This is a genomic window from Paracoccus sp. (in: a-proteobacteria), assembly GCF_046462195.1.
In the GTDB taxonomy this organism is placed as follows: Bacteria; Pseudomonadota; Alphaproteobacteria; order Rhodobacterales; family Rhodobacteraceae; genus Paracoccus.
In genome coordinates this window covers 1-11,095 of the sequence record NZ_JBKGUN010000082.1, presented here as the reverse complement: position 1 = coordinate 11,095, position 11,095 = coordinate 1, and the positions used below count along the sequence as shown (strand labels likewise).

Sequence of the window (11,095 nt, the reverse complement as noted above, 5' to 3'; positions counted from 1 at the left end):
AGATCATCCGGGGATACCTTTGTCTGCTGTTGCCTTGGCCAATCACCACCAAACAGCCATTGTATGGGACCGGACCCACAAACCGAACCCGTAGTTTGAACAGAAACGCTCATCGGACCGTTGCGGCATGACCATAGCCTGACCCGCAGGCTCAGCCTTGCGCGTCAGGTGTCGTCAGGCCCAGTTCCGCCATCAGGTCGGAGTCCAGGATGTTGATCTCCTCAGGCGGGGTTCGCAATGCATAGGTCATCAATCGCAGATTGACGCCCATCTGCGTGAGATAGTCCATCACCCCCGCCTGTGCGCGCTGCAGATCCTTGACGGCCATGAAGGCAGGGAGGATCGTGCTTTGTCCGAAGTAGTGCTGGTGGACGCCCACGACTCCCCCCGGTTTGACCTGCCGCGCCGCCCCGCCCGCAAGGATATAAGGGCAGGCCGACAGGCAGACTGCACCATTCTCCACCTGTGTATCGTAACCGGCCGCCCGGATGGTGCGTCCGATGGCCAGCGCGTCCGACACGGATCCTCCCGAACTGTCCAGCGCCACCTGCGTTTCGGTCGGGCGGTTCTGTTCCAGCCAGGTGGCAAAGCGGTCGGCGTCGCCGGGTGCTATCTGCCCTGTCAGTCGTATCGACTCGCCGCTCACGGTGAAGTCCAGCGTTTCTGGCATGGGGCGCATGGCGGGCGCACCGGGCTGCGCGGGATCGGGAGCCCGCAGATCCGGACGATAGGGGCGCACGCTTGGCCCTTGCGCCGGCGGAGCGAAAAGGCCCGGAGCGGCTGTTCCCGGACTGCGCATCAGGTCCAGCGCGATGATTGCCCCGCCAAGCAGAACTTGGGAAACCAGAATCGCGCGAATGGCCTTTCCCGGAGACGAAAGGATCGCCATGTCATCCCCCGTCCTGCGATGAACGGGACCGTTCGGCTGACGGGTCAGGACGCGGGACGGGCAGGGGATCGGTGGCCGCAGATGCTTCGACCTGTCGGAGCATCTCGGATGCGGCCAAGGCCGCGCGCATTTCTCCGACGGTCATGCGGTCGTCGCTGTGACCCTCGCCCCGGCCCGACCGGATGGCAGCCTGTACGACCATGATGATGAAGACCAACACCGCCGGCAACAGGTCAATCGAAATGGCGCCCGCCCAAGCTGGCACGAAATTTCCAGCATAGGCGATGACCGCATCGGCGGCCGACATCGGCGTGTAGAGAGCCTCGTCGGGTGGGGGCAGTGACACGACCTCGGCCGCGGCGGCGGCCAGGGTCTGTGCACGCTGTTCGACGAGGGTCAGCACCGAGTTGATCGTGCTGGATTGGCCGGCACGGGTTTCGGCGGTGGCGCCGTCCAGTTCGGGCAACACGACCGCGTCGGCCAAGTCCTGCGCTGCACGCCCGACAAGAGTGGCCGGATTCAACTGCCGCAACTGGGTGATCAGGCCCGCCAGCGCCACCGCATCTTCGGAAAAGCGGACGGTGCGGTCCCCGATGGCCCCCGGTTCGACCGAGATGCCGCGCATTCGCGACAGGATCGTGTTGCCCTGGGTAAAGGTTTCCTCGATGGGATTGGCCACCTCGGCCAGCTGGCTTTCCAGCGCCTGCAGTTCCGTACCCTTCTGCGTCAGTACCCGGAAAACGGCACCACGTCCCGAAAAGCCGGAAAGCGTGCCTCCGGCTTCCTGTTCGGACAGGTCCTGGAAGCTTTGACGGACACGGGCAACGTCGCGCGTCAAGGACTGGCCGGCGACGGCATTGGAATGCGCCCGCTCCAGTGCGCTCTGATATTCCTGCACGGTGACGGCCATATGGGTCTCGACTGCGGCGCCGCCAGCCAGCGCTGCCGCGTTCAGCCATGATGACATCGCCACGATGGCCAGAGAGCCAAGCGCCATCGTCAGAAGCAACCCAACACGCGACGCGGCAGAACGCACGGCGGGCAGCAGGCGCAGCAGATAGGACCAGAAGACGAAAATGCCCACGGATACCGCGATCGAATATGCCAGTGCGGCAAAGGTGGTCCACAGGCCTGGGTCATCGAGCAGGCTGCGCACGCCCAGATAGGTATAGATGCCCGAGGCCGCCGACAGCACACCGAGCGCCGTGGAGGTAAAGCTGTCCAGCCAGTCCAGATGCCGCTCCAGTTCCCGGGCGTAGCGATCGCCTGCGCGATCTGTGGTCTGGGTGGGATCGGCCATGCTTTCTCCGCGGTTCAAGAAGGTTCGGATGGCAGATAAGCCGAAAGCGGCTGCTTGCTCAGCCCCCTGAACGCCATGCGCAGGTCACTCTTTCGGCATGGGACCGTCATACGGCCGGCTGAAGATCCTCGGCCTCCGGATCCCCCACGATCCTGTCGATGCTGGAATGCGGTCCTTCAAGCTTCGTGCGGTCCAGAACCCGGATCGATCCTCGGCCCATGTCGACGATCCCTTCTGCCCGCAGCAATGACAATGTCTTGTTGACCGTCTGCCGCGAACAGCCGGCGAAACCTGCCAGTTCGGTCTGGCTTATCCGCACCTCCGGCATGGCGACGCTGGTCATGCTGAGAAGGTGGATGCGGATGCGGTCTTCGGCTGCATAGAACATCGCCACCGACTGCTGTTGGTTGTCGCGCATCAGACGTTCGTGAAAGATGCTTGCGAAGTTGCGCAACAGCAATTGAGCCGGCATGTGACGCAGGATCAGGGCGGCGTCGAACAACATGACAGCCGTATCGGGCAAGGTGGTGCAGGTCGCCGCGCAGGTGCGGCCTGAAAACTGTTCGACCTCGCCCATGACTTCTCCGGGCTTGGCCAGATGAGCCAGGATGCGGTTTCCGTCGACGTCGATGAAGGTGACCTCGATCTGGCCCTTGAGGATCAGGTATCCCCATTTCGCGGGTTCGCCCTGTCGCAGGATCTCGGTCGGGCGGCGCATGACCTGAACCGTCGTTTCCGACAGCAGCGCGGCCAGCTGTGTACTGTCCATGCCCCGCAAGAGCGGAGGCCTGACAGAGACGAGCGTTCCCACCCAATCCTGAGCTTCGGCCAGGTTGCGCCCGGCACGGCGCCTGGTTGTCGACGATGCGATACCTGCGTTGCCTGTCAAGAGTAAGCCCTCGTCATGACAGAACAACTTGAACGCCGCAGGCAAGCAATGTCAACGCGCATGTCGCTGTCAGTGTGGCAGAGGAGCCGTAGCGCAGGCCGAGGAGGGGGTGACTGAGAAAAACGGAGCTGATGAAAAAGCCCCGACCCGCGCCAAGTTCTGACTACGCCTTTTTGACGATGCCGCGTGTCGCGAAGGCGACAATTTGACGCTGTCGGCACGAAATGTTTAACAAATCGTCAACATGCCTCCCCTGCGCGGGTTGGTCCTGACAAAACTGCTCGCAATTTCCGTTGAACCGTTCCACGATGGTCCCGTTGACGGCGGATGTCGGAGCGTGCGGACGGGACAGACCTCGGCGCTCCACCACTTTGCCAAGTTCGGAACACGCATGCACAAGGCCAGGATGAGACGAGAGACCGATCCCTCACATCGAGAGATGCTGACTGCCCGCATGCACGAAATCGCTCGGGGATTCGGTATCGTTTCGGATCCACTCGGCGCGGCCATGCGGGATGCCGCACTGTCGTCGGGCAAGCGGTTCCGCGGCACGCTGCTGCTGCTGGCCGCGGAAGCCTCGGGCGGCGTTTGTGAAACCACTGTGGACGCAGCCGCGGCCATCGAGACCGTTCATGCCGCCTCGCTGATCTTCGACGATCTGCCCTGCATGGACAATGCCAGCCTGAGACGCGGCGTGCCGGCCACCCACGTCGCCCATGGCGAAAGCCGGGCAGTACTGGCGGGCATTGCCCTGATCACCGAGGCGATGGCGGTTCTGGCCACGGCCCGCGGCGCCGATGCTCAGACTCGGGCGGGACTGGTGCGCATCCTGACGGCAGCTCTGGGCCCCCAAGGGCTTTGCGCGGGACAGGACCTGGACCTGCATGCCGACAAGGATCGCGCCGGGGTGGAGCGCGAGCAGGATCTGAAAACGGGCGTCCTTTTCATTGCGGGCTTGGAGATGCTGTCGCTGATCAAGGGCTTCGACGACGAGGACAAGCACCAGATGATCGCGTTCGGACGACAGCTGGGACGGGTGTTCCAGTCTTATGACGATCTGCTGGACGTGATCAGCGACAAGGCCAGCTTGGGAAAGGACACCGGTCGCGACCAGGCCGCAGGCGGACCCAAGCGGGGCATTCTCGCGGTGACCGACATGCACGACGCTTCGCGGGATTACGAGGCGAATCGTGCCCAGCTGGACCGGATGCTGCAAAGCCGACGGTTGAAGGCGCCCGAGATCGCCGCGCTGCTGGAGCGGGTTCTTCCCTATGCCGTGCAGAAGACCAGTGCCTGACGGCCCTCAGCCCATGGGCCGCGTCCACAGCCCATTGCGCGGCCTGACCTTGTGCGGCAGGCGCGACAGGCCGAGGTCCAGTCCCCCCCGGGCAACGAGCCCGATCTTGGCCGGCTTTGATGTGCTGATGCGCTGACGATAAGCTGCCGGCCCGCCGCGCCGGATACGCGTCCCTATCGCGTGATAGATCCGCAGCGCTGCCGCGATGGACCAGGCGCAGCGTGGTGGCAAGGCAGACAGACCAATTCTGGCCGACGCATAGTAAGGCTCGGCCTCGTCCAGCAGCCGGATGATCACTGCGTAAAGCTGGGGCGAGGGCAGGGGTCCTTCGACCTTTGCACCAGCTTCGTCCAGCCAGTTCCGGGGCAGGTAGCAGCGGCCGATGGCATGGTCGTCGATCACGTCCCGCGCGATGTTGGTCAGCTGGAAGGCCAATCCCAGGTCGCAGGCACGGTCCAGCACGGCATGGTCACGCACACCCATGACCCGTGCCATCATCACCCCCACCACGCCTGCGACATGATAGGAATAGTCCAGCACGTCGTCGATGCTGCAATAGTCCCGCGCCTCGACATCCATGGCGAATCCTTCGATCAGATCCAGAGGCCAGCGGTCCGGAAAGTCGTGCCGCCGGGCCACGGCCTGCAGCGCCTGAAAAGGCGGCGAAAGCCCGGAATCACCCTGCAGCGCCGCCAGTGTCTGGGCCCGTAGGCTGTCAAGGCGGGCCTGCGGGTCATCAACGGCTTCGGGCCGATCGCCCAGCACCTGTCCGTCGATCACGTCGTCCGCGTGACGGCACCAGGCATAGAGCATCACGGTATCGTCGCGGATTCCCGCCGGCATCAGTCGCGCAGCTGCTGCAAAACTTTGCGATCCCTCCGCGATGGCGGCTTCGGACGTGACCACCAAATCGTTCATGCGGGCACCGCGTCGGCCAGCATGACCTGCGCCGTGGCCTTGGCCGATCCGATGACGCCGGGAATGCCCGCACCCGGATGTGTGCCCGCGCCCACGATATAGAAGTTGCGGATGCTGCGGTCGCGGTTGTGCGGGCGGAACCACGCCGACTGCGCCAGGATCGGCTCGATCGAGAAGGCGCTGCCGTGATGAGCCGACAGTTCGGACTTGAAGTCGGCCGGAGTGAAGATGCGCTGAACCGTCAGGTTGCGCCGCAGGTCTGGGATCAGCCGTTCCTCGAGACTGGCCAGGATCTTGTCGGCATAAGCGGGACCTTCCTTTTCCCAGTCGACATCCGCACGACCCAGATGCGGCACCGGTGCCAAGACGTAATGGGTGGACATGCCCGGAGGCGCAAGGCTGGGGTCCGTGACACAGGGCGAGTGCAGGTAAAGCGAAAAATCGTCGGGCAGAGCGGGTCCCTTGAAGATTTCATTCACCAGCTCCTTGTAGCGGGGGCCGAAAAGGACGCTGTGATGAGCCAACCCTTCGGGCATCTTCGACAAGCCGAAATGCAGCACGAACAGCGACATCGACCAGCGCTGCTTGCCCAGCATCATGGCCTTGGTGCGCCCGCGCCGGGTTTGCCCCAGAAGATCGCGGTACGAGTGCATGACGTCGCCGTTGCTGGCAACCATGTCTGCCGTCAGCTGCCGCCCGTCCGTCAAGGTCACGCCAGTGGTTCTGGCACCCTCGGTCTCGATCCGGGCGACCTTGGCATTCAGCATCAACGTACCGCCGAGCCGCTGGAACAACGCAACCATGCCTGCGACCAGCTGGTTGGTGCCGCCCTTGGCAAACCACACTCCTCCGCGGCGCTCCAGGGCATGGATCAGCGCATAGATCGCGCTGGTCGAGAAGGGGTTGCCGCCTACCAGCAGCGTGTGGAACGAAAAGGCCTGCCGCAGATGCGGGTCCTTGATGAACCGCGCCACCATGCTGTGCACGGAACGATAGGCTTCCAGCTTGATCAGGGCAGGCGCCGCGTTCAGCATCTGGCCCAGCTTGAGGAAGGGCGTCGTGCCCAGCTTCAGATAGCCTTCCCGGTAAACCTCTTCGGCATAATCGTGGAAACGCCGGTAACCGTCCAGATCAGCCGGATTGAACGTCGCGATCTGCTCCTCCAGTCGCGCGCCGTCGTTGACGTAATCAAAGCTTTTTCCGTCCGCCCACAAGAGCCGGTAAAAGGGCGACACGGGCATCAGGGTCACGTCGCGTGCCATGTCTTGGCCCGACAAGGCCCAGAGTTCCTTCAGCGATTCGGGATCGGTGATGACTGTCGGACCTGCATCGAAGACATGCCCTTGGTCGTGCCAGACATAAGCCCGTCCACCGGGCTTGTCGCGGGCTTCGACAAGAGTGGTGGCGATGCCGGCCGATTGCAGGCGTATGGCCAACGCAAGGCCGCCAAAACCGGCGCCGATCACGATTGCGGTTCTGGTCGGGGCTGTCATGCTTTCTCCTGCAGCAGGGGGCGTTCGGGCAGGCAGCGGAACGCCCGGCTCAACGGAATGGGTGGTTTGCCCGTCACCAGACGCAGCTGATCGACGGTCGTCAGGCGGCTGGCATAGAAGCGTTCGATCAGGCCTTCCGGCATCCGGTAGAAGCGCTGCAGCAAGGTGTACCGCCGTTCCGGCGGACATCCACGGAACAGCATCCGGTTCAGCAAACGCAGGAAACGGTCCTGTTGGGCCCTTTTCAGCGCGAAATCCTGAACAGCATCGCGAAGACTGTCCGTCGTCAGGCGGCCTGCTCGGGCCAGATCCGCCACCAGATCAGCAACCTGTGCCGCATAGGGCAGGGAATAGCCGGTGACAGGATGGAAAAGACCTGCCCTCAGGCCGACCGGCACGGGACCCGTGGCGTGATCCCCCCAGAATCCGGGCGCATCATGGGCCAGTGCGATGGGCAGAATGCCGCTTTCGCGCCGCACCTCGCGGCCGGTCCAGCCGCGCTCCCGGGCATAGGCATGCGAGGCCGCCGCCAATGCCTCGTTGTCCAGCGCGCCGCCGTCGCTGTAGCGCGTGTCCTCGATCAGGATGCGCGTAGGGGAGAAGGGCAGCAGATAGATGAAACGGTACCCGTCCTGCTGGGGCACGGTTGCGTCCATGATCAAGGGACGACGGACGCCGTGTGGGCTGTCGGTCTCGATCTCGATACCCACGAACTTCTGGAAGCCGACGGCAAGATGAGGCGAGGGTTTTGCGCCGCGTCCGTCGATGACGCAGGACGCGGCAATGTGCGTCCCGTCCTGCAGCGTGACGCCAGCCCCGTCCAGATCCCGGATCGTGCTGCTCCAACGGATTTCCGCCCCTGTCTGCCGCACCAGACCGGCAAGCCCCGGCCCGTCGATTGAGCCATATCCCGCCCTCAGCCGACGCGAGAACTGGGGAAAGCGAACCTCCTGGTCCGGCCAGTTGCCCTTGCGGATGGGAACCAGCCGGTCCAGCCAGTGTGGCGCCAGATCGGTGTCATGGCAGGACCATGTATGGCCGTCGGCGGGCCCGTCGGCCTGATCCAGCAGCAGCACGGACAGATCGGGCCGCGCCTTGCGGAGCGCCAGCGCGATCAGGCCGTTCGCGAGCCCGGCCCCGGCCAGCACGATGTCATGTGTCATGTAAGGTCCATGCCCGTGGCAGTGCTGAAAGGCCTCATGCCCTGCGTCCTTCATCCTGCTTCAGGACGCCGGATTTCTTCAGGTCCTGCTTCAGCTTGTCGACGGGAGGCGCATAGATGAAACCGAAGCTGACGCAGTGGTCCCGCCCTTCGACCGCGTGGTGCAGCCTGTGGGCCTGATACAGGCGCCGGAAATAGCCGCGCCTCGGAACGTAGCGGAAAGGCCAGCGCTGATGCACAAGCCCGTCATGGAGGATGAAATAGATCAGGCCATAGACCGTCATACCGACCCCGATCCACCACAGCACCGGCCACCAGAGCGAGCCCGCTGTGAACATCACCGAAGCGATCGCCGCGAAGACCACCGCATAAAGGTCGTTGCGCTCGAACGCGTGGTCATGTTCCTCGTGGTGGGACTTGTGCCAGCCCCAGCCAAGCGGTCCGTGCATGATCCACCGGTGGACGGAATAAGCGGTCAGTTCCATCACCAGCACGGTTGCAACGACAATGAGAAAGCCGGTCATGCTTGGTCCTTTCGCGTCCGCATGCGGGGCAGGCGCCACCAAGGTACCGTGGGGTGCAGGTGGTGTTCGTGGTGATAGCCGCCGAAATGAAAGCAGGTCATCAGCGAGGCGGGATTGCTGAGCCGCATTGACCGGGCGTTGTGACGGTCCGGAAAGGGCTGGTCGTCGTGGCGGTGCGGCAGCCAGGTTCCGAAGACGAACAGCTGGATCGACGCCGCGATCGAGGGCAAAGCCCAGAAGGCAACATAAGGCCAGCGGGCGCCCAGGATCAGCGCATAAAGCATCACCGTGCCACCCAGCAGCCAGAATTCGCGCCAGCCGAAATAGGTGAACACGAACTTGAAGTACCAGCGGACCGGACCGCCATGACCGAAGTCCGGATCATCATCGGTTCCCGCGTGCCGGTGATGCGCCATGTGCTTGGTGATCAGCTTGCGCCAAGAAAAAGCCGCGTAAAGCCACAGCGCCAGCTGTCCGATCGCCTTGTTCGCGCGGGGACGTCCCGGCACGACTGCGCCGTGCATCGCGTCATGCGCGATGATGAACAACCCCACCGACAACCAGACAAGACCCGCAAAGACCAACGCCGCCTGTACCGGATGCGCCGGGGCGTCCAGAAACCAGACGGCATGGACATGCAGCACCAGCCACGCCGTGATGATGCCGCCGCTCAGCATCAGGTTGGTGGCGGTCGTGTCGGGCTTGCGACGCGTCAGGTCGGTCATGGCAGCCTCCGGGTTCGCACGCGGCCAAGACTAGCGTTGCGTGTCATCAGTGGCCAGCCCCGTCGATTGCGACCATGTGTCCGCGGCGCCCTGCAGCAGCAGCGGCGCCCGCCGCAGTGCCGCAAGATCGGGTGATCCGGTACAGAACATCGCGATGCGAAGCTGTGCGATCACGTCGCCGAAGTGGCGCATCAAGGCATCGGTGCTGTCCCGTGCCGCGGGCAGGGCCTGCGCCGCCTGACCCGCCAGGTCAGCGCCAAGACGAACTGCGCGCGCCACGTCCAGCCCGTGCCGAACCCCGCCCGAGCCGATCAGCACCCGTTCCGGCATCATCAGCGGTGCGACCGCGCGCAGCGCGTCGGCTGTCGGAATGCCCCAATCATGGAAAGGAGCAGCCAGAGTCTGCAGGCGTTCGGGCCCCCGCTCGGCCTCGACCCTTGCCCAACTGGTCCCGCCGGCGCCAGCCACGTCAAGGATCGTGACACCCGCCTCCAGCATCCGGCCTGCCACGGAGGCCGACAGTCCCGCGCCGACTTCCTTGATGCCAATAGGCACGGGCAACGTTGCGGCCAGTGCTTCGATGCGCTTCAAAAGGCCGGAAAAGTCATGGTTTCCTCCGTCCTGGATCGCTTCCTGCAAAGGATTGAGGTGCAGGATCAGGGCATCGGCCTCGATCATGTCGACAGCCCGCCGCGCCTCGTCCGCGCCGAAACCATAGTTCAGTTGCACTGCCCCCAGGTTTCCCAAGATCGGAATACCCGGCGCAACCGCGCGCAGCCTCCGTCCCAGTCCTGCCGTGCCACCATCTTCAACTGCAATGCGTTGGGAACCGACAGAAAGGGCGATCCCCAGTTCAGCACATGCCTCGGCTATGTGCGTGTTGATGCTTTCTGCCTCTTCCGGACCGCCGGTCATCGCGGAGACCAGCAAAGGAGCGCGCAGCCTGTGGCTCAAGAAGGTCGTTTGACAATCGATGCGGTCCAGGTCGATCTCTGGCAAGGCCGCATGCACGAACCGGACGGCATCGAAGCCTGTGGCAAGACCGTCCTGACGCCCCCGTCCTTCGGCCACGATGCGAAGATGATCCGACTTGCGGCGTGAGATTTCGGTCATGCTGTCGGCCCGTCCTGCTGTCTGGTGTTCATATTGCGGCAAACTCACTCAGGTTCCAGCACAAGGACATGCTCCTGCCAAGAGGCCGCAGTTCCGGCCGGGCACTTCGTTGGCCGACGCGCCCTTGAATGCTGTCACGTGCGGCGCCCGTTCTGGCGGCACCGGCCGCATCATGATCTGGATGAGCATGTGCAAGATCTGCCTCAGACAAGGCTTGAGCAAATGTTCATGCGCAGGTCTTTCGAACGCATGGACAGGGCTTCCAATCCTGCCTTCTTCCAAGTGACGAGCGTCCGGCGTGCCAGCATAGGGCGTGCGAAGGTTTCCCACGGAGTCCGGCTTCCGCTCGTGCAGGGCTGTTTCCTCTGCGTTGCTGCAACCAAATCTTGCAGGAACGGCGTCACCGGATGAAGCTGTTGTCTCTGGGTCAAAGGGCGGGCGGATACCAGTTGCTCCTCCGTCCTTGGAGGGAGCAGCACACGGCAGCGCTGTTCCCTCCAATAGGATCGGCTACAAAAAACCCTTGATCCTGTAGCCCGGTTGCATCTTGCCAGATGAAGGGTTTTTATTTGGGATACAGACCCGTTGACTTTCAGAGCCGGAGCCGGAGCCGGAGCCGGAGCCGGAGCCGGAGCCGGAGCCGGAGCCGGAGCCGGAGCCGGAGCAGAGTTGTTGGGGCAAGAGCGATGGCGGAAAGGAAGGTTTCCGGGCATCGGCCCTATCGTGTGGCGACGCGCCTCCCGTCCTTGCGCCGGCCGAACATGATTTCGATCCGATCGCGCCGC

General features: G+C 63.8%; 10 protein-coding genes and 1 pseudogene. 1 reads left to right on the top strand and 10 read right to left on the bottom strand.

Features of this window, described 5'->3' with window-relative positions:
• Positions 1 to 151 precede the first annotated feature (151 nt).
• From ACLHHB_RS05365 to ACLHHB_RS05355, 3 genes are all read right to left on the bottom strand, one after another.
• The gene (locus tag ACLHHB_RS05365; RefSeq protein ID WP_410217257.1) at positions 152 to 889 is read right to left on the bottom strand and encodes a hypothetical protein; all 738 of its coding nucleotides are present in this window, start codon (positions 887 to 889) and stop codon (positions 152 to 154) included.
• Between the two features lies 1 nt (position 890).
• Positions 891 to 2,189 (bottom strand): hypothetical protein, encoded by a 1,299-nt coding sequence (locus ACLHHB_RS05360; protein ID WP_410217256.1) that lies wholly within the window; start codon positions 2,187 to 2,189, stop codon positions 891 to 893.
• Between the two features lie 106 nt (positions 2,190 to 2,295).
• On the bottom strand, positions 2,296 to 3,078 hold the full coding sequence (locus ACLHHB_RS05355) for a Crp/Fnr family transcriptional regulator (RefSeq protein ID WP_410217255.1): 783 nt from the start codon (positions 3,076 to 3,078) through the stop codon (positions 2,296 to 2,298).
• Positions 3,079 to 3,484: 406 nt separating this feature from the next.
• On the opposite strand from ACLHHB_RS05355, the gene ACLHHB_RS05350 reads away from it, so the two are divergent.
• Complete coding sequence (locus ACLHHB_RS05350; protein ID WP_410217254.1) at positions 3,485 to 4,375, top strand: polyprenyl synthetase family protein; 891 nt, start codon at positions 3,485 to 3,487, stop codon at positions 4,373 to 4,375.
• A 6-nt stretch (positions 4,376 to 4,381) separates the two neighbouring features.
• Here ACLHHB_RS05350 and ACLHHB_RS05345 read toward each other — a convergent pair whose 3' ends face one another.
• The 7 genes and pseudogenes from ACLHHB_RS05345 to ACLHHB_RS05315 form a co-directional block, all read right to left on the bottom strand.
• On the bottom strand, positions 4,382 to 5,293 hold the full coding sequence (locus ACLHHB_RS05345) for a phytoene/squalene synthase family protein (RefSeq protein WP_410217253.1): 912 nt from the start codon (positions 5,291 to 5,293) through the stop codon (positions 4,382 to 4,384).
• Positions 5,290 to 6,786, bottom strand: a complete 1,497-nt coding sequence (locus ACLHHB_RS05340; protein WP_410217252.1) for a phytoene desaturase — start codon at positions 6,784 to 6,786, stop codon at positions 5,290 to 5,292. Before ACLHHB_RS05340 ends, ACLHHB_RS05345 begins: the two co-directional genes overlap by 4 nt.
• Positions 6,783 to 7,949: a lycopene beta-cyclase CrtY gene (gene crtY / locus ACLHHB_RS05335; protein WP_410217251.1), complete on the bottom strand. Its 1,167-nt coding sequence runs from the start codon at positions 7,947 to 7,949 to the stop codon at positions 6,783 to 6,785. The genes ACLHHB_RS05340 and crtY overlap by 4 nt, the downstream gene beginning before the upstream one ends.
• Positions 7,950 to 7,983: 34 nt before the next feature.
• Positions 7,984 to 8,472: a sterol desaturase family protein gene (locus ACLHHB_RS05330; protein WP_410217250.1), complete on the bottom strand. Its 489-nt coding sequence runs from the start codon at positions 8,470 to 8,472 to the stop codon at positions 7,984 to 7,986.
• Complete coding sequence (locus tag ACLHHB_RS05325) at positions 8,469 to 9,197, bottom strand: fatty acid desaturase (protein ID WP_410217249.1); 729 nt, start codon at positions 9,195 to 9,197, stop codon at positions 8,469 to 8,471. Before ACLHHB_RS05325 ends, ACLHHB_RS05330 begins: the two co-directional genes overlap by 4 nt.
• Before the next feature lie 30 nt (positions 9,198 to 9,227).
• Complete coding sequence (gene fni / locus ACLHHB_RS05320) at positions 9,228 to 10,310, bottom strand: type 2 isopentenyl-diphosphate Delta-isomerase (RefSeq protein WP_410217248.1); 1,083 nt, start codon at positions 10,308 to 10,310, stop codon at positions 9,228 to 9,230.
• Between the two features lie 655 nt (positions 10,311 to 10,965).
• A pseudogene (locus ACLHHB_RS05315) lies at positions 10,966 to 11,095 on the bottom strand (IS5/IS1182 family transposase); the annotation flags it as partial.

Excerpts from the sequence above, each read along its gene's own strand:
- fni (WP_410217248.1), bottom strand. The coding sequence starts at position 10,310 with ATGACCGAAATCTCACGCCGCAAGTCGGATCATCTTCGCATCGTGGCC.
- ACLHHB_RS05330 (WP_410217250.1), bottom strand. The coding sequence starts at position 8,472 with ATGACCGGCTTTCTCATTGTCGTTGCAACCGTGCTGGTGATGGAACTG.
- ACLHHB_RS05350 (WP_410217254.1), top strand. The coding sequence starts at position 3,485 with ATGAGACGAGAGACCGATCCCTCACATCGAGAGATGCTGACTGCCCGC.
- ACLHHB_RS05360 (WP_410217256.1), bottom strand. The coding sequence starts at position 2,189 with ATGGCCGATCCCACCCAGACCACAGATCGCGCAGGCGATCGCTACGCC.
- ACLHHB_RS05345 (WP_410217253.1), bottom strand. The coding sequence starts at position 5,293 with ATGAACGATTTGGTGGTCACGTCCGAAGCCGCCATCGCGGAGGGATCG.
- ACLHHB_RS05340 (WP_410217252.1), bottom strand. The coding sequence starts at position 6,786 with ATGACAGCCCCGACCAGAACCGCAATCGTGATCGGCGCCGGTTTTGGC.
- ACLHHB_RS05365 (WP_410217257.1), bottom strand. The coding sequence starts at position 889 with ATGGCGATCCTTTCGTCTCCGGGAAAGGCCATTCGCGCGATTCTGGTT.
- ACLHHB_RS05325 (WP_410217249.1), bottom strand. The coding sequence starts at position 9,197 with ATGACCGACCTGACGCGTCGCAAGCCCGACACGACCGCCACCAACCTG.
- crtY (WP_410217251.1), bottom strand. The coding sequence starts at position 7,949 with ATGACACATGACATCGTGCTGGCCGGGGCCGGGCTCGCGAACGGCCTG.